A 20,028-nucleotide genomic window follows, 5' to 3' on the forward strand; every position below is an offset into this window, starting at 1 on the left:
AAGTGGAACTGGTTTTAGGAAGGTGAATCATATGGGACGAAAGTTAAAAAAATATGTAGTGGTCGATTTAGAAACGACAGGTAATCAGGCATCAAGAGATGACCGAATCATTCAATTTGCTGCCACGCTAGTGGAAGGAAAACAAATTGTAGAGACTTTTTCAACCTATATCAATCCTTTAAAGCCAGTTCCGCCTTTTATTCAGGAATTGACGGGGATTACGCCAGATGATTTATCTGATGCGCCGCTGTTTGAAGATGTGGCGGATACGATTTTGGCGCTTCTGGATGATACGATTTTTGTGGCGCATAATGTGAATTTTGATTGGACTTTTTTGCAAAAGGAAATGCGCCGTGCGGGTAAGCCGCTTAGTAAAATGAAGTTGCTTGATACGGTGGAAATGGCGCGTATTTTATATCCGTCTGTCGATAGTTATAAATTGCAGGATTTAGCTGATGAGTTTGGTTTTATTCATGAAAATCCACATAAAGCCGATAGTGATGCTTTGGTAACAGCGGAATTGTTTCTTCAGTGCGTGGAGAAGTTGGAGAGTTTACCGGTTTCGGTGATTCGGAAGATGACGACGATTGCCCAGCCGTTAAAAACGCATTTGCCGGAACTTTTCTTTGAGATTGAGATGAAAAAAGACCGCCAAGCTGAGCCGCTTCCTGAAAAATGGCTGGAACATCGTGGTTTAGTTTTGCGTAAAAAAAATATTCGTAAGCCGATTTATCGTACAGAAGATAAATTGGATTTTCCAAAAAGTGAGGAAGAAAAACTTGCGTTATTTAAACGTGCGGGCGCCCCTTTATATGCGAGAAGTGGTCAATTTGAGATGATGAACTTGGCGTTTCAGGCGATGCAAACAGGGCGCCATGCGCTTATTGAAGCAGGAACTGGGATTGGAAAATCATTAGGTTATTTTTTGCCGTCAATTTATTTTGCGAAACAAAAAGAGTTGCCTGTTATTATTAGTACATATACCAACCTTTTGCAAACCCAACTTTATGAAAAAGATGTCCCGCTTGTGTCAAAATTAACTGGATTTGATGTGCAAGCTTCGCTGTTAAAAGGGAGAGATCATTATTTAAATTTATTTAAATTTGAGCAATTGCTTCATGAAAGCGATCCGCAGTACGATGTTGTCGTGACGAAATTAAAACTGCTCGTTTGGCTTACGGAAACAGAAACGGGTGACATTGATGAAGTCAATTTATCGAGTGGTGGCGAGCTGTTTTGGAACAGAATGAAGCATACTGGTTGGTACCTTTCTGAAACGAAAGATCCGTGGATTGCTTTTGATTTTTACAAATTTAGTTTGGAGCAGGCGCGCCATGCCGACCTAGTCATTGTGAATCATGCTTTACTTCTTTCCGATCACTTCAACGGGAAAAAATTATTGCCAGCATATTCTTTCGCAGTTATTGATGAGGCGCATCATTTTGCGGAGAGCGCTCGCATGCAGAAGAGCTTTTACTTGTCTTACCGAAAAGTGAAGTATTTCTTGAATCAACTTGGAACGCTCGAAAAATATTCACTTCTTAGTCGCTTAGAAATGGTCTTTCCAGCAGAAGAGAGTTTGTTTGATTTAGACATCGCCCAGTTGAAACTGACAGAAGCAACAGATATTTTATTTAGTTTGTTACATGCGGAACTATTAAATAGTCGCGGTGCTAAAAAAGAACTCGTTTTAATTGAAAATGAACAAAAAATTCATTTTGATGACACATTAAAATATGCGGCTGAAAATGTTCTCGTACTGTTCCGTGAAGTGGAACGGAATATCGAAACGCTTCTAAAAAAAGGGAAGCAAGAAGAAACGGACTTAAAAGAAGCGGAAACGGCTTTTGTTGAGGAAGTGTATTCTTTCTTACTTGATTGGAAAACAATGCGGGAGGATTTTGCTTGTTTACTAAATGAGAATCAGCCTGTCATGACGATTTCTCTTGAAGCGGACAAAAACGGGGCGTTGCCGAGTTTGCGTATTGTTGGTACGCTTATGGAGGTGGAGAGGGCGCTTCAAGAGGACTTTTTTGAACAAAAAGAAAGCGTCATTTTGACGTCTGCCACGCTTTCTGTCAATCATGATTTTTCTTACATAAAAAAAGCACTTGGTCTTGAGGAAAGTGACTTGTTAGAGGCGAAAATTCCATCGCCGTTCCAGTACGAGGAAAATGCGCGGATTTTGATTCCGCAAGATATGCCGCAAATTAAAGGGACGCCTGTTTCGGATTATGCGAAGGCGCTGGCTGATTATTTGAGTGATGTGGCGCTTTGTACGGACGGTCGCATGCTTGTTTTATTCACGGCAACCGAGATGTTGCGCGAAACGCTACGCTTCATGAAGGGGAAAGAGGCGCTCGCGGAATATATGATTCTCGCACAAGGCTTGTCTGCGGGAAGTCCTGCCCGGCTAACGAAACAATTTCAACTGTTTGAAAAAGCAATTCTGCTTGGGACGACGAGCTTTTGGGAGGGGATTGATATTCCGGGCGAAGATTTATCTTGTCTGGCTATTGTGCGCTTACCGTTTGCACCGCTCGAAGATCCATATACGAAAGCTCAAATTGCTCTCCGTAAAGAACGCGGGGAGAACGCCTTTCAAACGTATTCGTTACCGGAAGCCGTATTGCGCTTTAAGCAAGGCTTTGGGCGTTTAATTCGCCGCGAAACGGACCGTGGAATTATTTTAGTGTTCGATAACCGAATTGATACGACGAAATTTGGTCAATCTTTTTTAAACTCTATTCCGAAAGTTCCTACGAAAAAAGGCGATAAAACAGTTCTTTTAAGCGAAATTGCTGACTTTTTTAAGTCAGAATAATAATAAAGCTTCAAAAAAAAGCAGCAAATTGCTATAATAGGAACATATTGAAACTTAGCCATTTTGGCAATTAAAGAATAGAAATGAGCGAATAGATTTGCAAAAACGAAAAAACAGGCGAAAAATCGCCCGATATATTCTCATTCCAGTCAGCATTTTGGTAGTTTTAGGACTCGCTTTCTTTTGGTTTTTGCATAGTGCTGAAAAGCCAATTAAAAAAGATGAGCAAGCGGCGCTAGACCGAATAAGCGGCAGCGTAGATTTGAAATCGCACGATGATTTTTATTTGTACAATGGACCAAAAGAAACGTATTATGTTTTAACCGGGAAAAATAAAGCTGGAAAAGACATTATTGTTTGGGTGCCGAAGAAAAAATCGGGCGAAGTTTTAGTCAAATATGCGTCTGATGGTATAAGCGAACAACAAGCGCGAGATATTGTGCAAAAAGAGAAGAAGCCGCGCAAAATTTTAAACGTAACACTTGGTATGGAAGAAGGCGTCCCAATTTGGGAAGTCAGCTATTTAGATAAAAACGATAATCTTGGTTACTACGACATGTCTTTCAGCGAAGGAGAATGGCTAAGACAAATCGAAAATTTATAAGAGGAGGAGCAAAAAATGGACTTACCTTTGTCTAAACGCGTGCAGGAAGTAGCACCTTCACCGACGCTTTTTATTACGGCAAAAGCGAAAAAAATGAAACAAGATGGTATTGATGTCATTGGCCTCGGCGCAGGAGAACCCGATTTCAACACGCCGGAAAATATCATTCAGGCAGCTTATAAGTCCATGAAAGACGGCTTTACGAAATACACCCCATCAACAGGAATTCCCGAGTTGAAAAAAGCCATCGTTCAGAAATTAGAACGTGACCAAGATGTGCGTTATACAGAAGACCAAATTTTCGTAGGAACGGGAGCGAAACACGTTTTATATTCTGCCTTCCAAACGATTTTAAATCCGGGAGATGAAGTGATTATCCCTGTTCCTTATTGGGTTACTTATCCGGAACAAGTCAAACTTGCCGGCGGCGTGCCTGTTTTTGTTGAAACAGGATTCGATGCCGATTTTAAAATGAATCCAGCTAGTTTTGAACGAGCAATTACGGCGAGAACGAAAGCGGTGCTATTAAATTCGCCAAACAACCCAACTGGCATGTGCTATTCAAAAGCCGAATTAAAGGCGCTTGCAGCTATTGCCGTCAAACACAATTTATGGATTGTATCTGATGAAATCTATGAAAAACTATATTACGGCGACCCGGCGGATGTGGTTTCCGTTGCGAGTCTTAGCCCGGAAATTTATGCGCGCACAATTTTAATTAATGGTGTTTCAAAAGCGTATTCCATGACCGGCTGGCGTATCGGTTATGCTGCGGCAAATGCCGACGTCATTCGGGGCATGGGCAAACTAGCGGATCATATGACGAGTAATCCAACTGCAAATGCGCAGTACGCGGCGATTGAAGCCTATAACGGGAGCCAGGAAGTGCCGGAGAAAATGTATCAGGCGTTTTCGGATCGCATGGCGCGATTTTACCCGCAGTTAGAAGAAATACCCGGCTTTAAACCGAAAAAACCAGATGGTGCTTTTTATTTCTTTATTGACGCGCACGAAGCGGCCGCGCGAAAAGGCTATCCAAGCGTGGATGCGTTTGTGGAAGCTTTGCTGACGGAAGCACTCGTGGCCGTTATTCCGGGATCAGGGTTTGGCATGCCGGATTATATTCGGATTTCCTATGCGACAGATCCAGCGCTGTTCCAAGAAGCAATAAATCGAATCAAAGACTTTATGAATCAATAGGGAGTGTACATGGTGAAAATTACAATTAATCAAGTGAAAGATTATGTAGGACAAGAAGTTACAATTGGTGTTTGGCTCGCAAATAAACGTTCCAGCGGCAAAATTGCCTTTTTACAAATGCGTGATGGAACTGCCTTTATGCAAGGTGTTGTTGTGAAGGCGGAAGTGCCAGAAGACATTTTCACACTGGCGAAAGGCATAACGCAAGAAACGAGTTTTTATGTAACGGGGATCATTCAAGAAGATAGTCGTTCTTCGTTTGGTTATGAAATGACTGTTCAAAATATTGAAGTGATTTCAGAAGCACACGATTATCCGATTACACCGAAAGAACATGGTACGGAATTTTTAATGGACCATCGCCATTTATGGTTGCGTTCCAATAAACAACACGCGATTATGAAAATCAGAAATGAAATTATCCGCGCATCTTACGAGTTTTTCAACAAAGAAGGTTTTATTAAGGTGGATCCGCCAATTTTAACAGGCAGCGCACCGGAAGGCACAACGGAATTGTTCCACACGAAATATTTTGATGAAGATGCTTATTTATCGCAAAGTGGACAACTTTACATGGAAGCAGCCGCAATGGCACTTGGAAAAGTGTTTTCATTTGGTCCAACATTCCGCGCTGAAAAATCCAAGACGCGTCGCCATCTTATCGAGTTTTGGATGATTGAACCAGAAATGGCCTTCTATACGTTAAAAGATAGTCTTGAAGTGCAAGAAAAATATGTCGCATTTCTTGTAAAATCCGTTTTAGACAACTGCGCTATTGAACTTGAACGTCTTGGTCGTGATACAGCCGTTCTTGAAAAAATGACGGCGCCATTCCCGCGGATTACGTATACAGATGCGATTACACTTCTTAAAGAAAAAGGTTTTGATGATATTGAATGGGGCGAAGATTTTGGTGCACCGCATGAAACCGCGATTGCCGACAGCTTTGAAAAACCTGTCTTCATCACGTATTATCCAAAAGGCATCAAACCTTTCTACATGCCAGAAGACCCTGAAAACAGCGAAGTCGTTCTCTGTGCGGATTTAATCGCACCAGAAGGATACGGCGAAATCATCGGTGGTTCCGAGCGTATTCACGATTTAGATTTAATGCTTTCTCGTGTAAAAGAATTCGGTCTAGATGAAGAAGCTTACAGCTGGTATATCGACTTGGCACGTTACGGTTCCGTACCGCATTCTGGTTTTGGACTTGGATTAGAGCGCACAGTAGCTTGGATTTCTGGCACTGAACACGTTCGCGAAACCATCCCATTCCCACGTCTATTGAATCGTTTATATCCATAAAAATAAATGACATGCAAAAATAGCGAAACCTTCTGGGTTTCGCTATTTTTATGTCCAAAATGAAACTTTCCCGCATTTTCTTATTTTTTTCGTCTATGCTATAATTTTATGTGAGGTGTTTTGGATGGAAAAAAATGAATTAAGTGCGTGGATGACAGAAGGCTTTGTCACATTACCGCAAATTCTTATTAAACATTATACGAAATTAAATATAGACGAAACGGAATTTATGCTTGTTTTGCAAATTGAAGCGTTCCGTGTGAGCGGGAATTCGTTCCCTAGTATTAGCGAGCTGGCCGAGCGAATGGGGACATCATTTGAGCGGGTGACGCGATTGCTCGAATCGCTTGTTAGGAAGGGCAACTTGGCCATTTTAGCACAGGAAAATAAGCTGGCTCATGAGGTTTATTCTTTAGAACCGTTGTATCAAAAACTTGCCGCTTTTTTAGCAAATGAAGAACTTACGAATCAAAAGGAAGCGGTTAGCGAGGCAGAAACGCATATTTACCGCACGTTTGAATCCGAGTTTGGTCGGCCGCTCTCCCCGCTTGAAGCCGAAATGCTATCGGGCTGGTTGGACCAAGATCACTTTGCTCCGGAATTAATTCGTGAGGCGCTAAAAGAGGCGGTTATTTCACAGAAACTCAATTTTCGTTATATCGACCGGATTTTATTAAACTGGAAAAAAGAGCAAGTGAAAACGGTAGAAGACGCGCGACGTATTGCTGAAAATTTCCATCAGAACGGGCGAACTGGAATTACGACAAATCGAAGTGATATTCAAAAAAGTAAGGACTCCATTCCGCTGTATGACTGGCTAGAAAATCGAAAAGGGTGATGGACACGTGTTAAATAAAAAGCAAACGGTAATGTGCATTCAGGAAATGGCAAAAATGTTTCCTAATGCGCATTGTGAGCTCGTACATAAAAATATATTCGAGCTTTTAGTCGCAGTTGTACTATCCGCACAGTGCACAGATAATTTAGTAAATAAGGTCACGGCTTCTTTGTTTGAAAAATATCATACGCCCGAGGATTATTTGGCGGTTCCACTTCAAGAGCTAGAAGATGATATCCGCTCAATTGGGCTTTACCGCAACAAAGCAAAAAACATTCAAGGTTTATCAAAGCGCTTATTAGAAGTGTTTAACGGCGAAGTACCAAGCACGCATGCGGAATTAGAAAGCTTACCTGGTGTCGGCCGAAAAACGGCGAATGTCGTCTTATCAGTCGGATTTGGCGTCCCTGCAATGGCCGTAGATACACATGTTGAGCGCGTTACAAAACGCCTCGGAATATGCCGCTTAAAAGACTCTGTTGTCGAAGTGGAAGAAACTTTGAAACGTAAATTGCCTGAAGAGATGTGGTCAGATGCGCACCACGATTTGATTTTCTTTGGACGCTATCATTGTAAGGCGAGAAAACCAGAGTGCCCAACATGTCCGCTCCTTTTTATTTGCCGTGAAGGGAAGAAACAAGCGAAAGCGAGAGGTTTTGATGGTTAAATTTCAATATGTCGAGGAACTCCAGCACGTTGCATTTCCTGCGCCGAACGTGAATATCAACGACTTTGACGAAGAATCGATATTCGTTGCGGGCTGTCCTTTTTGGCAAGAAACCTTATTTTATACGAAAAACGAGGGTGTGCAACCATGGGCAAATGATGCCGAAAAAGCCTGCCGTAAACTCACCAAACAAATGACAGCCATTCTAAGCGCCATGGAAGCAAAATTTCGCGCACATGAAAAGCCCGACTCCTACCTCGTTCAAGATGCACTTGGCATTTTCTTGTCCATTCTTTTTTGGAGTAACAGAAAGCCTGTCCGATTAGAAAATTTAAATGAAGCGCTAAACGAACTGTCCATTAAGCCGCTAAATCTTGAAGAACGACTCGAATATTGTCTAATGCGCGCCCATACATTTCCAGGATTTAAGCAATTAAACGAGCTTTTGCTAGAACAGCGAAAATTAATTGCTAAGCATAAGTAAAAAAAGAAGTATAGCAGATAGCTATACTTCTTTTTTATTAGTTACTTGGAGGATCCCCATTGGCGTTGTCCCCGTTATTATTGCCAGGATTATTTCCATTCTGACCGTTATTGTTTGTCGCGTCGTCATTTGCGCTAGCATTTGCAGGTATTGCAACAGATGTTGTCGCGGCGCTGCTTCGTTTATTATCCTTTATTGCTACAACGCTAATGTTGACCGTACTTCCCGGGCTCATTCCACTAACCGTAATCGAAGTGGTTGTGACCGTTGATTTTTGACCATTTACGGTCACTTCATAAGTGGCGCCTTCAACAGCTCCCCAACTTGCGGAAACTTGTTTAGTTGCTGTATTGTAAGATGCTGAGATGCCACTTGGTGCTGCAAGAGGTTTATTTTTTTCCTCTTCAGCCTTCTTCTTCTCTTCCTCAGCTTTTTTCTTCGCTTCCTCTTCAGCTTTCTTCTTCGCTGCTGCTTCCTTTTCTTTATCCGTTGTTGAAGCCGTTTTGCTTGGTGCTGTACCAGCAATAAATAACTCATTCGTTACTTTGTCGCTTGGCGTACCAGCAGCCGCACGAACAGGAGGATTGGAGCCTTTTAGAATCGGAATAGATACAACGTTACTAGGTGCTTTAAAGTCGGCAGTTGTTTTATTAGCTGAAACATGGCTCATTAATTTACTAAACATGCGTTGCGATATTTTTTGCTCATCTGGAGATAAATAATTTTTCAAGCTGTCATAACCAGTCCAAACGGCGATGGTGTAATTCGTTGAGTAGCCAGCGAACCACGCATCACGTGCCGCACCACTTGGATAATAGTATTTACTTTGTGCCGCAGCGTCAAAGTTCGTTGTCCCTGTTTTACCAGCGACTGGAACACCAGGAACAGCTGCACTTGTACCAGTACCCATCGTTAAAACATCTTTTAAAACATCAGAAGTCATATAAGCAGTAGATTCCTTCATTGCCACTTCGCTTTTCGGTTCCATATCAATCGATGTATCGCCATCAGATAGGACGATTTTGGTTACCGTATGAGGTTTGGTATAAATCCCTTGGTTCCCAAAAGCCGCGTAAGCACCAGCCATTTGAAGAGGATTCGACTCATTAGCACCAATCGCATAAGACTCATAGAACTCTTTGTAATTAAAGCCGAGTCCATCAGTGAAGGCTTTTGCCTTATCAAGTCCAACCGCCTGTAATGTCTTAAGCGCCGGAATGTTACGTGACTGGTAAAGGGCTTGCCGAACTGTTATAGGTCCTTTATAGCCAAAGTCCCAGTTGTTAATTTTAGAGCCTCCCGTGTACGTATACGGTGCGTCATCTAAAATTTGAGCAGTAGACCAATTTAAATATTCGAAAGCAGGACCATAATCAGCAATTGGTTTCATCGTCGAACCAACTTGGCGTTTAAGCTGCGTCGCATAATTGTAACCACGTGTAACATTCTCTGCCTGATTTCGCGAACCACCTATAGCTTGCACACGGCCGTTTTTCGTATCCTGTAACACAAGACCAGCTTGCATCTTATCATCCGAATACTGTACGATTTCGTTCGTATTTAACATTTTTTCCGTATACTGCTGGGCATCTTGATCAAGTGCCGTATAAATCGTTAAGCCATCCGTGTAAACATCATATTCTTCCGGAATTTCACTTAAAACTTGTGTGACGTACGCATCATATTTGTACGTTTTTTCCTCACGTTCTTTTTGAGAACGCAAGCCGTCTGAAATAGGGGTTTGTTGGGCTTGTTCCATTTCTTGCTTCGTAATTTTATCATGGTTGTACATGTTTGTGAGTACTAAATCACGACGTTTTTTCGCCAGTTCTGGATCGTCATACGGATTGTAGTTGTTTGGACTTTGCGGCATACCAGCAATTAAAGCCGTTTGCCCTAAATTCAAGTCCTTCAAGTTTTTTCCGTAAAAATGTTCAGCCGCCGTTTCCATACCATGAACTCGGTCAGACATATACACTTTGTTGACGTAAATTTCAATAATATCATGTTTGCTATATTTTTCTTCAAGTTGAAGAGCTAAATAAGCTTCTTGCGCTTTACGTGCAAGTGTCTTGTTGGTGTAATCCAGATAGCTCATTTTAATGATTTGTTGCGAGAGCGTACTTGCTCCTTCCGCACCAAAGCCATTTTTAACATTCGCGATAACGGCGCCACCTAAACGAATAGGGTCGAGACCATCATGCGAGTAGAAACGCGAATCCTCTGTAGAAAGAATTGCATTTTCCAGCTGTTTTGGAATATCTTTATACTCAATATACTCACGGCGTTCTGTACCGATTTCTGCAAAGACCTTACCATCTTTATCTAAAAGTTTAGAAGATAGCGGGTCACGCAATTTTGAATCAGTGAGTTCAGGCGCGTCTTTTGCATAGACGTAAAATAAAGATGCACCAGCAGCAATACCAAAGAACGCAAAGAATAGAGCCACGAAGAATATGGATTTAAAAATCGTTTTCGCGATATTTTTTTTGGGCTTTTTCGGCTTAGCATTTGTCTTTTTGCTGCGATACTCTGATCTAGTTTGCGGTTTTTCTGCCATTCATTTTTCTCTCCTTTAATCAAATCGAACTAAAAAAGTGTGAATCTAAAATACTCAAATAGTCCAACCTTGGATTTAGACCATAGGGAATCAGTGTCGAATGCACTTTTAGCTCAGCAAGCGTGATAGATTTACGCCCACCATCTTGCATTCTTTCCCAAAACGGCAAGAAAGAGTCAAAACTTGTTAAATAAACTTCCCCAAGTGAGCTAAAAGAGGTAATGACAAAAGCAAAACCACCTTGGTTTAAAACTTGTTTCATGTGCTCCATTTGATGGGGATGAAAATTACTTAACGGAAAAGAAGTTTTGTTTTTTGTTTCTTTCGCTTCAAAATCAAGATACTTTCCTTGATAGACGCCGTTATAGTCTGTTGTTGACGGCTGCTTGAAATAGGCTTCTTTAATTGTCGCGCTACTTCGTTTTGGATAGTCAACTCTCACAATTTGAACAGGGGTGGGTTTCTTGTGAATCACTGCCCGTTCATGTGCCAAATAATAGGCATTGGTTTCATTTAAATCTTCCTCAAGCGACATACCACGTTTCCCGTAGTTTGTTTGCGGCTTCTTTTTTACAGGGGACTGGCTATTTTGATGCAGCAGATTTTTCTTTCCATTAGGATAGCCAATTGCCATATGCTCACCTCAATTATGATTATTATTCAAAATGAACCATTCTTTATTATACCAAATTAAAATGAAAATGATAGTAAATTTTGGCTAAAGCGCATACGAAAGCCTTTTCTGCTTAGTAAAAAGCGCTTTTAAAGCAGAGAAATGTTTTAAAAAGCGACTTTATGTTATCCTAGTTTAATAGAAACTTTAGGGAAAGGTGCTAAATATGGACAAACTTGTCGCGCAAACAAAGGCGCTTTTACAACAAAATGAAGAAAATTTCAAACGCTATTTAGCCAATCAAAAAGCGCAGGAAGACTTTGATTTTTATCAAGATATGAAGCCGTTTGTTGATGCCGCTAAAGAAAAATGTGAGCAATTTTTAGCGCTTGCGGTTCCTTATGTGAACAAAAACAGGCCGCTTTATTTAACAGAAACGCAACTTTTGCAGTGCACTCAGAATATTCAAATGACCGCTGTCAATTGTTTTAATGGAAAATCCTTTTATAAACATTTTCATGATCATTATGAATCATCTAAGTATACACTAGAACGCATGTTAACTGCATTAGAACGAGGTGAAAATTTAGAGTGAAATCGATTGCTATCTCGGGCTATAAGAATTTTGAATTAGGTATTTTTAAACGTGATGCCGAGGAGGCCAAGTATATCCAATTGGCGCTAAGGAAAAAATTGCTTTCCTATATAAATGAAGGTTTGGAGTGGGTCATTATTTCTGGGCAGCTTGGAACCGAGCTTTGGGCCGGGGAAGTGGTGCGTGACTTGAAGCAAGAATATCAGGTTCAGCTGGCGATTTTAGAGCCATTTGTTGAGCAGGCGAGTAACTGGAATGAGGCGAACAAACTGTGGTATGAGGAAGTCGTTGCCGCAGCAGATTACCGGGCCTATATTACGGAGCGACCGTATGAGAATCCTGGACAATTCGGCATGCGCGACCAGTTTATCATTGAAAACACAGAAGGCGCGCTCTTGCTTTATGATTTTGAGAAGGAAGGGTCCCCCAAATTTTTTTATGAACGGGCAAAGCACTTTTCGGAACAAAATGAGTACGCGCTCACACTAATTGATTTTTACGAGTTACAAGAAATCGTCGCCGAAACTCAAAATGATTTTTTCTAAAAAAGAAGGGTTTACATTGACAAATGTTATTAGATTTGGAAGAATAAGGATATAGATTTATTAATTAACTCGATGAAGAAACAATCATGAAATGAATAAAATTGAGGTGGATATTATGGCTGAGGAACAATTTGATTATCACTTAACAGCAAAAGAAATTTTAGAAAAAGCGTTTAAAACTGGCTTGCGTGGCTATAATCCAGAAGATGTGGATGAGTTTTTAGATATGGTCATTAAAGACTATGGAACGTTTACACGTGAGATTGAAGCTTTACAAGCGGAAAATATTCGCCTTGTGCAAGAGCTTGATAGTGCATCTGTAAAATCAGAACCGACAAGAAGTGCGTACCAAGCGCCAGCGCAAACAGCAGGTGCTACTAATTTTGATATTTTAAAACGTTTATCAAATTTAGAAAAACATGTTTTTGGAAATAAGCTAGACGACGGCGAATAAATGTGATAGTATCAGCTAGTAGAAAATTTTATTAACGTTCGGATAATCGCTGCGTTATGCAGAGGAAAGTCCATGCTCGCACGGTGCTGAGATGCCCGTAGTGATCGTGCTTGGTGAAACCATAAGCCAAGGCAAACTGATGCCAGTTTGACGGCAGGTGAATGACCTAAGTCTTTTAGATATGGTCATTGTACCTTGAAAGTGCCACAGTGACGGAGTCCTTTTAGAAATAAGAGGAGTGGAACGAGGTAAACCCCACGAGCGAGAAACTCAAACAATGGTAGGGGCACTTTTCCCGAGTAAATGAATGAGGGAAGAGACACCTTTTAAGATTGTCCATAAATGGTAAGATTCTAGAAAAAAGTGAGCACCGTACTGGAGCGTATTTTTATACGTGAACAGTGGTGCGCAAGCTTTTGACAATGAAGGTTGCTATTTATGGGCAATCTGGGTGTAGATAGATGATTATCCCTTTACTGTAACCCTGTAAGCAGTAGAGGACAGAACATGGCTTATAGAACGTTAATAGCAGGATGAAAATGAACAATTAAGGCTGTTTCAAAGGGCCACCGCATTCTTTTAATGCCTTTTACGTGTTACGTAGATGTCCTTTTGAAGCAGTTTTTTTCTTGGATAAAATAAAAAAGGATGATGACGATGAACGAATTTAATCTTGTAGCTACCGCTGCATCTGGACTTGAAGCCATTGTCGGCAAAGAAGTGAAGCGGCTGGGCTACGAACCAAAAGTTGAAAATGGGAAAGTATTTTTCAGTGGGGATAAAAGCGCGATTGCTCGTGCCAATTTATGGCTGCGCGTAGCGGACCGGGTCAAAATTGTCGTCGGTGAATTCAAGGCGACCACATTTGATGAGCTATTTGAAAAAACAAAAGCTTTGCCGTGGGAAAATTATTTACCGCTTGATGCGGCGTTTCCAGTTTCCGGTAAATCCGTTAAATCAACGCTTTTTAGCGTGCCGGATTGTCAGGCGATTACGAAAAAAGCGATTGTGAATCGGCTTAGTGAAAAATACCGGCGGAGTGGAAGGCTCATGGAGACGGGGGCGCTTTTCAAAATAGAAGTGTCGATTTTAAAAGATGTTGTGACGCTTACGATTGATACGAGCGGAGCGGGCTTACATAAACGTGGCTATAGAACGGCTCAGGGCGGTGCTCCGCTTAAAGAAACGATGGCAGCAGCACTTGTTTTACTGACGAGCTGGCACCCGGACCGTCCGTTTTATGATCCGGTTTGCGGCTCCGGCACGATTCCAATTGAAGCGGCGATGATTGGGCAAAATATTGCGCCTGGATTTAATCGCGATTTTGTATGTGAATCATGGGACTGGATGCCCAAACAGATTTTTAAAGATGCGCGAAATGAAGCGGAAACCCTTGCGAATTACGACCAGCCACTTGATATTTTAGGGGCGGATATCGACCACCGTTTAATCGAAATCGCGAAGCAAAATGCGGAAGAGGCAGGGCTCGCTGATTTAATTTCCTTTAAACAAATGCAAGCAAGTGACTTTACGACTGAAAAAGAATATGGCGTTGTCGTGGCGAACCCGCCTTATGGTGAGCGTTTAGAAGACGAGGAGCAAATTCGAATTCTTTACAAGGAAATGGGCGAAGCATACGCAAAAATGCCAACTTGGTCGGTATATGTACTCACGAGCTATGAAAAATTTGAAGAAGTTTACGGAAAAAAAGCAACGAAAAAACGTAAATTATATAATGGTTATTTGCGAACGGATTTATATCAGTATTGGGGACCACGAAAACCGAGAAATAAGGAGTGAGTGACAATGTCAGAATCCATTTATGAAATTGAAAAAGAGTTTTTGGCTTATGTGAAACGCAAAGAAGCGCTTAGCGAGGCGCTCAATTTAGTTTATTGGGATATTCGCACGGGAATTCCGAAAAAAGGCGCGGAAGCACGTGCTGAAGTTATTGGCGTGCTTTCAGAAGACATCTTTAAACTCGAAGTCTCAGAAGAAATGGCGGCGTTTATTGCTGCTCTTACGCCGCATAAAGACGAGTTAGGAGAAGTGGCACGTAAGACGCTTGAAGAGTGCAGTCGTTTATATGAACTCAACAAAAAAATTCCCGCAAAAGAATTTGCTGCTTATTCCAAACTTGTTGCGGATGCGGAAAACGTTTGGGGCGAAGCCCGTGCGGAAAACAATTTCGCGAAATTCGAACCACTTTTAACCCAAATTGTCGCGATGAAACGCAAGTTCATCGAGTATTGGGGCTACAAAGCGAATAAATACGACACGTTGCTCGAGCAATATGAGCCGGGTATGACGGTGGAAACGCTTGATGCCGTGTTTGGGAAGTTAAGAAGCGGGATTATGGATTTGCGCAAAAAAATGGAGCAGGGCGAGGTACCAAGCAGCAAGCCACTTCAAGTGAATATCGCAAAAGACATTCAAAAAACGTTTAGTGAACGTATTTTGCAAAAAATGGGTTTTGACTTTGACGCAGGCCGCTTAGATGATACGATTCACCCGTTCGCCATTGGTTTAAATGTGAATGATGTGCGGATTACGACACGCTATGCCGAAGATAATTTCAAAATGGCCGTGTTTGGCATCATTCATGAAGGTGGGCATGCCATTTATGAACAAAATTTTGACCCGAAACTTTCGGGTACACCGCTCTCAGAAGGCGCTTCAATGGGCATTCACGAATCGCAGTCGCTCTTTTATGAAATCATTCTCGGGTCAAGCTTCGCCTTTTGGAAGAGCAATTTTAAAGACCTTGCTGAACTGGCTAAACCTGCGTTTGATGCGGTGTCGCTGGAGGACTTTTACCGCGCGACGAACATTTCTGAAAGCTCACTCATTCGAATTGAAGCAGATATTTTAACGTATCCGCTGCACATCATGATTCGCTACGAGCTAGAAAAAGCTCTCATGAATGGCGAACTTGAAGTGGCCGATTTAAGAGAGGCATGGGCGAACAAATACGAAGCCTACCTTGGCGTTCGCCCTGAAAAAGATAGCGACGGCGTCTTGCAAGATATTCACTGGGCAGGTGGCGATTTCGGCTACTTCCCGTCTTACGCGCTCGGCCTTATGTACGCCGCCCAGTTCTTCCACACCATGAAACGTGAAATTCCGAATCTTGATGCGATTATCGCAAGCGATGACTACACGGAAATTCGAAAATGGCTTACAAAAAACGTCCATCAATACGGGAAGCTAAAGAAACCGCTTGAAATTTTGCAAGATACAACAGGCGAAAGTTTAAACCCCGATTATTTGTTAGATTTATTGAATGAACGTTACAAATTTGTTTACAAGTTCTAAAAAAGCGATTGACCAAACGAAAACCGTTCGTTATAATGGAAAAATAATTAAATGAAGCACTTATATAATAATTGTGATATGGACAATGAGTTTCTACCCGGTTGCCGTAAATAACTGGACTATGAGTGATAAGCGACAATCAGCACAGCTGGTTTATTTTGCCTATCTCTCTAGCCGGGAGATAGGTTTTTGTTGTCTTTAAAATGAAGGGAGAACTTGTTTTGAAGTTATTAGAAGACTATATTTTGGAAAAAGGGACGGTTTTAGAAGGTGATGTGCTGAAGGTCGATGCCTTCCTGAACCACCAAATTGATCCCCGCTTAATGCGCGAAATCGGCAATGAATTCGCGGAACATTTTAAAGGTCGTGGCATCACAAAAATCGTCACCATCGAATCATCAGGTATTGCGCCCGCTGTATTCGCTGGGCTTTTCCTTGATGTCCCCGTCATTTTTGCGCGCAAGAAAAAATCCGTCACGTTGAAAGAAAATTTATACACGGCGGACGTCTATTCGTTTACAAAAAAAGAAACCAATTCGATTTCCATATCGCAAAGCTTTTTAACGAGTGAGGATACAATTTTAATCATCGACGACTTTTTGGCAAACGGACAAGCCGTTCTTGGTTTACTTGACATTGCCAAAACGGCAAAAGCAAAAGTTTCAGGCATCGGCATTGTCATCGAAAAATCATTCCAAAAAGGACGCGCTTTACTAGACGAAGTAGGACTAGAAGTACTCTCACTAGCTCGAATCGCCTCACTTGAAAATCAAACGATTCGCTTTATTAGAGAGGAGAATGGCGATGTTAAATAAAGGCAGAATGGCCGCACTCGGCTTTCAACACGTACTGGCGATGTATGCTGGCGCAGTTATTGTCCCACTCCTCATTGGTGGGGCGCTCGGCTTTAACGCCGAACAAATGACGTACCTCGTTTCCATCGACATTTTCATGTGCGGCATCGCTACGCTGCTCCAATTAACCGTCAATCGTTTTTTTGGCATCGGCTTGCCAGTTGTGCTTGGCTGTGCAGTTCAGGCGATAGCGCCCATCATTTTAATCGGGCAGGAAATGGGCATTTCTGCGATTTACGGCTCCATCATTGCGTCAGGCCTCTTTGTTCTTCTTATCGCGCCGTTCTTTTCAAAAATTGTGCGCTTTTTTCCACCAGTCGTAACGGGTTCGGTCGTGACGGTGATAGGCCTAACGCTCATTCCGGTGGCGATTAACAACCTTGCAGGCGGACAGGGCGCAAAAGATTTTGGCTCGTTTTATAATATCGGCTTAGGGTTTGGCACGCTCCTGCTCATTATTTTAGTTTATCGATTCGGTAAAGGATTTACGAAAGCTATCGCCGTGTTGATTGGGCTTGCCTGTGGTTCGCTTGCTGCCGCTATTTTAGGTGGTATCAATTTAGCCCCCGTTAAAGAAGCAGACTTTTTCCATCTCCCGCAACCATTTTACTTTGGTATGCCGACTTTTGAATGGCCAGCAATTGTGACGATGATTTTAATCGCACTCGTCAGCATGGTTGAGTCCACAGGCGTGTATTTCGCACTGTCTGACATTACGGGTCGCACGCTTGATAAAAAAGATTTAACACGTGGTTACCGCGCAGAAGGGCTAGCCATCATTCTCGGCGGAATTTTCAACACTTTCCCGTACACAGGCTACTCCCAAAATGTTGGTTTAGTGCAATTATCTGGGATTAAAACACGTAAAGTTATCTATGTCGCCGCCGGATTTCTAATAATCCTCGGTTTGATTCCAAAAATTGGGGCAGTGACAACCATTATTCCAACAAGTGTTTTAGGTGGTGCGATGGTTGCGATGTTTGGTATGGTCGTTGCCCAAGGAATTAAAATGCTAGGTAAGGTGAATTTCACGTCGCAAGAAAATTTGCTTATTATTGCGTGCTCCGTCGGTGTTGGACTAGGCGTTACCGTGGTACCAGATCTATTCCAAAACTTTCCGTCTTTCATTCAACTTTTCACAAGTAACGGTATTGTTGCTGGAAGCTTTACGGCAATCAGCTTAAATATTATTTTTAATATGTTACCAACACGCAAAAAAGAAGCAACAGAAGAATTAGAGTGGCAACAGGTTAATGACTAATTTTCTTAAAGCAACCTCATTTGGGTTGCTTTTTTAGTTGACTTTTTTGTAGAAAAGCGTAAAATGTAAAACGTAATGATTCCTATTTATAGAAATGAGGAGAAACGATGGCTAAAAAATCGAAGGTAGCAAAATATGAACGACAAAAAGCATTAGTTGCTAAATACGCAGAATTGCGGCGCGAGTTGAAGGCTGAGGGACGCTACGAAGAACTTCGGAAATTACCGCGTGATTCATCGCCAACGCGTTTGCATAACCGCTGCGAATTAACTGGTAGACCACATGCATATATGCGTAAATTTGGCATGAGTAGAATCCGTTTTCGCGAACTTGCGCATAAAGGACAAATTCCTGGTGTCAAAAAAGCCAGTTGGTAAAATTATACAGATGAAAATTGACGACAAACGGCAATTTTCGTCATTAAAGCTCCGTTCTATCACACGTGGTCGGATAGATTGCGATTTCCAGTATGTGCTGCTTTAGTCTGATTTTACGTGTGTTTGGAGTTTTTCTACATGCTAGGACTGCTGCTTTCTTGTAGCAGTCTTTTTACATAGACAGCACAAAAAAAGCCGAACATAGTCCGGCTGGCTGTTATACTTGTATGAAGTTATACAGCAAAAAAAGATGAATGAAAACAAATAACTACGATAGTGCGTCAGAGAAATGATGCTTGATTCAGTATTAACATATTTCAGATTGCATTAGACAATTTATAAATAAAATAGTATACTAAAACCAAAGATTTACAAAATTGTCGTGACATGTCAGGCTATTTAATTCCGATTCATCCACGTCATCTTACGAATTAAGTAGCCTAAACACTTGGGGAAAGAATTATACAATAATGAAATAAACTAGTACTGAAGCTAACATTTCCTCACCTCCCTGACAAATACAGTTTATCACACAAAATATACTGACTTATTAAAAAGCAACTTATAAAAACATAAAAAGGATGCGATGGAGATGACAGAAAACAAAAATAAGTTAGCAGTCGGGAAAACTTTAAAAAGCATACGCACAAGTATTGGATTGAAACAAGTTGATGTTTATACGGATATTATGTCGCGAACACATTTACAACGCCTCGAAAACTGTACTCAAACACCTAGTTATCCACTACTTTTAGATATTTTAGAACGATTTTCAATGGATTTATCTGAATTTGAGTATATTCGAAATGGTTATGCCCATTCTCATATACAAGAGATTTTTAATGAATTCAGAAGGCTTGGTTCAACGCTTAACAAGTCAGGATTTCAAAACTTAATAAGTAAAATTGAAGCATTGCAACATAATGGGAATAGTGACACATTTTTAGATCATTTAAAGTCTATATTATTTGGCTACATGGAACTCCAAGAATCCCAAAATATAAATACCGCTCGGCATCACTTTGATGCTGTCTGGCAAGATTTGAAAAATAGGGAAACGTGGTATTACAATGATATTGTATTAATGTCTAACATATTCTATATTTTTGCTGAAGAGCCTATGAGCTTAATCTTGCAGCGACTGAATAAATTTTATGATAAGTATGCTGGTTATAGAGATATTGATAAGCTTAGTCGAACTACTAAATTTAATTACTGCACTTTGCTAAGAGTGAACGATAGAATTCTAGAAACTAAGCCGATTATTGAGGAAGTTCTAGAGGACGCGAAAGAAGCTCATGATTGCGTTTTAATCCTAAGCTGTAAATTTATTTTAAATCAGATCTACTTTCTTGGCGGCGAGCATCAAAGTACATTCGATGAAGTGAAAAAGATTATTCAGTCTATGCGTGTACTAGGCGAGGATATGATTGCGGATGATATGTTGAAAGACTGGGAGAAGCTTATAAAAAACAGCAAAATCCCGTTATAAACTAGAACCGCTTGGAACATAAATTTCCATTTGCCAAAGT

Annotated in this window: 18 protein-coding genes, 1 other RNA gene and 1 riboswitch; of the genes, 17 read left to right on the plus strand and 2 right to left on the minus strand. The window is 41.3% G+C overall.

Annotated elements, in window-relative coordinates; genetic code table 11:
* The first annotated feature begins 31 nt into the window (after positions 1-31).
* The 7 genes from dinG (at position 32) to CFS60_RS00160 (ending at position 7,922) form a co-directional block, all read left to right on the plus strand.
* Positions 32-2,824: an ATP-dependent DNA helicase DinG gene (dinG, locus tag CFS60_RS00130; RefSeq protein ID WP_088838664.1), complete on the plus strand. Its 2,793-nt coding sequence runs from the start codon at positions 32-34 to the stop codon at positions 2,822-2,824.
* Between the two features lie 97 nt (positions 2,825-2,921).
* Positions 2,922-3,428 (plus strand): DUF5590 domain-containing protein, encoded by a 507-nt coding sequence (locus CFS60_RS00135; RefSeq protein WP_088808576.1) that lies wholly within the window; start codon positions 2,922-2,924, stop codon positions 3,426-3,428.
* A 15-nt stretch (positions 3,429-3,443) separates the two neighbouring features.
* Complete coding sequence (locus tag CFS60_RS00140; RefSeq protein WP_088808577.1) at positions 3,444-4,628, plus strand: pyridoxal phosphate-dependent aminotransferase; 1,185 nt, start codon at positions 3,444-3,446, stop codon at positions 4,626-4,628.
* 12 nt (positions 4,629-4,640) lie between these two features.
* Positions 4,641-5,933, plus strand: a complete 1,293-nt coding sequence (gene asnS, locus CFS60_RS00145; protein WP_088809058.1) for an asparagine--tRNA ligase — start codon at positions 4,641-4,643, stop codon at positions 5,931-5,933.
* A gap of 124 nt (positions 5,934-6,057) precedes the next feature.
* Complete coding sequence (locus CFS60_RS00150; protein ID WP_088808578.1) at positions 6,058-6,771, plus strand: DnaD domain-containing protein; 714 nt, start codon at positions 6,058-6,060, stop codon at positions 6,769-6,771.
* A gap of 7 nt (positions 6,772-6,778) precedes the next feature.
* Positions 6,779-7,438 (plus strand): endonuclease III, encoded by a 660-nt coding sequence (gene nth, locus CFS60_RS00155; protein ID WP_088838665.1) that lies wholly within the window; start codon positions 6,779-6,781, stop codon positions 7,436-7,438.
* Positions 7,431-7,922, plus strand: a complete 492-nt coding sequence (locus tag CFS60_RS00160; protein ID WP_088808580.1) for a YpoC family protein — start codon at positions 7,431-7,433, stop codon at positions 7,920-7,922. The genes nth and CFS60_RS00160 overlap by 8 nt, the downstream gene beginning before the upstream one ends.
* 37 nt (positions 7,923-7,959) lie before the next feature.
* Here CFS60_RS00160 and CFS60_RS00165 read toward each other — a convergent pair whose 3' ends face one another.
* Both CFS60_RS00165 and recU read right to left on the minus strand, forming a co-directional pair.
* Positions 7,960-10,482: a PBP1A family penicillin-binding protein gene (locus tag CFS60_RS00165; protein ID WP_088808581.1), complete on the minus strand. Its 2,523-nt coding sequence runs from the start codon at positions 10,480-10,482 to the stop codon at positions 7,960-7,962.
* Between the two features lie 19 nt (positions 10,483-10,501).
* Positions 10,502-11,116: a Holliday junction resolvase RecU gene (gene recU / locus CFS60_RS00170; protein ID WP_088808582.1), complete on the minus strand. Its 615-nt coding sequence runs from the start codon at positions 11,114-11,116 to the stop codon at positions 10,502-10,504.
* Between the two features lie 205 nt (positions 11,117-11,321).
* Here recU and CFS60_RS00175 point away from each other — a divergent pair, with 205 nt between their 5' ends.
* From CFS60_RS00175 to CFS60_RS00220, 10 genes are all read left to right on the plus strand, one after another.
* Positions 11,322-11,690, plus strand: coding sequence for a DUF1798 family protein (locus CFS60_RS00175; protein ID WP_088808583.1), 369 nt, complete (start codon positions 11,322-11,324; stop codon positions 11,688-11,690).
* A complete protein-coding gene (locus tag CFS60_RS00180; RefSeq protein WP_088838666.1) occupies positions 11,687-12,235 on the plus strand; it encodes a DUF1273 domain-containing protein in 549 nt (182 codons plus the stop codon). Before CFS60_RS00175 ends, CFS60_RS00180 begins: the two co-directional genes overlap by 4 nt.
* Positions 12,236-12,350: 115 nt before the next feature.
* Entirely contained in the window at positions 12,351-12,689 is a 339-nt protein-coding gene (gene gpsB, locus CFS60_RS00185) for a cell division regulator GpsB (protein ID WP_088808585.1), read from the plus strand.
* 34 nt (positions 12,690-12,723) lie between these two features.
* Positions 12,724-13,209: RNase P RNA component class B (gene rnpB, locus CFS60_RS00190), an RNA gene on the plus strand.
* Positions 13,210-13,346: 137 nt separating this feature from the next.
* Positions 13,347-14,489 carry a class I SAM-dependent RNA methyltransferase gene (locus CFS60_RS00195; protein ID WP_088808586.1) on the plus strand — a complete coding sequence of 381 codons (1,143 nt, stop codon included), beginning with the start codon at positions 13,347-13,349 and terminating at the stop codon, positions 14,487-14,489.
* 6 nt (positions 14,490-14,495) lie between these two features.
* Positions 14,496-16,004 (plus strand): carboxypeptidase M32, encoded by a 1,509-nt coding sequence (locus tag CFS60_RS00200; RefSeq protein WP_088825310.1) that lies wholly within the window; start codon positions 14,496-14,498, stop codon positions 16,002-16,004.
* A gap of 40 nt (positions 16,005-16,044) precedes the next feature.
* Positions 16,045-16,146, plus strand: a riboswitch (purine riboswitch).
* Positions 16,147-16,225: 79 nt separating this feature from the next.
* A complete protein-coding gene (locus CFS60_RS00205) occupies positions 16,226-16,819 on the plus strand; it encodes a xanthine phosphoribosyltransferase (protein WP_159457867.1) in 594 nt (197 codons plus the stop codon).
* Complete coding sequence (locus tag CFS60_RS00210) at positions 16,809-18,119, plus strand: nucleobase:cation symporter-2 family protein (protein ID WP_088808589.1); 1,311 nt, start codon at positions 16,809-16,811, stop codon at positions 18,117-18,119. The genes CFS60_RS00205 and CFS60_RS00210 overlap by 11 nt, the downstream gene beginning before the upstream one ends.
* Before the next feature lie 107 nt (positions 18,120-18,226).
* Complete coding sequence (gene rpsN, locus CFS60_RS00215) at positions 18,227-18,496, plus strand: 30S ribosomal protein S14 (RefSeq protein WP_088815116.1); 270 nt, start codon at positions 18,227-18,229, stop codon at positions 18,494-18,496.
* A gap of 592 nt (positions 18,497-19,088) precedes the next feature.
* Positions 19,089-19,988, plus strand: coding sequence for a helix-turn-helix domain-containing protein (locus tag CFS60_RS00220; protein WP_088838667.1), 900 nt, complete (start codon positions 19,089-19,091; stop codon positions 19,986-19,988).
* The last annotated feature ends 40 nt before the right edge of the window (positions 19,989-20,028 follow it).

The sequence above is a fragment of the Listeria sp. ILCC792 genome, assembly GCF_900186135.1.
GTDB classification, from domain to species: Bacteria; Bacillota; Bacilli; order Lactobacillales; family Listeriaceae; genus Listeria; species Listeria goaensis.

Coding starts and splice junctions, on each gene's coding strand:
- dinG (WP_088838664.1), top strand. CDS start 32: ATGGGACGAAAGTTAAAAAAATATGTAGTGGTCGATTTAGAAACGACA.
- CFS60_RS00140 (WP_088808577.1), top strand. CDS start 3,444: ATGGACTTACCTTTGTCTAAACGCGTGCAGGAAGTAGCACCTTCACCG.
- CFS60_RS00150 (WP_088808578.1), top strand. CDS start 6,058: ATGGAAAAAAATGAATTAAGTGCGTGGATGACAGAAGGCTTTGTCACA.
- CFS60_RS00160 (WP_088808580.1), top strand. CDS start 7,431: ATGGTTAAATTTCAATATGTCGAGGAACTCCAGCACGTTGCATTTCCT.
- CFS60_RS00165 (WP_088808581.1), bottom strand. CDS start 10,482: ATGGCAGAAAAACCGCAAACTAGATCAGAGTATCGCAGCAAAAAGACA.
- recU (WP_088808582.1), bottom strand. CDS start 11,116: ATGGCAATTGGCTATCCTAATGGAAAGAAAAATCTGCTGCATCAAAAT.
- CFS60_RS00175 (WP_088808583.1), top strand. CDS start 11,322: ATGGACAAACTTGTCGCGCAAACAAAGGCGCTTTTACAACAAAATGAA.
- gpsB (WP_088808585.1), top strand. CDS start 12,351: ATGGCTGAGGAACAATTTGATTATCACTTAACAGCAAAAGAAATTTTA.
- CFS60_RS00195 (WP_088808586.1), top strand. CDS start 13,347: ATGAACGAATTTAATCTTGTAGCTACCGCTGCATCTGGACTTGAAGCC.
- CFS60_RS00200 (WP_088825310.1), top strand. CDS start 14,496: ATGTCAGAATCCATTTATGAAATTGAAAAAGAGTTTTTGGCTTATGTG.
- CFS60_RS00210 (WP_088808589.1), top strand. CDS start 16,809: ATGTTAAATAAAGGCAGAATGGCCGCACTCGGCTTTCAACACGTACTG.
- rpsN (WP_088815116.1), top strand. CDS start 18,227: ATGGCTAAAAAATCGAAGGTAGCAAAATATGAACGACAAAAAGCATTA.
- CFS60_RS00220 (WP_088838667.1), top strand. CDS start 19,089: ATGACAGAAAACAAAAATAAGTTAGCAGTCGGGAAAACTTTAAAAAGC.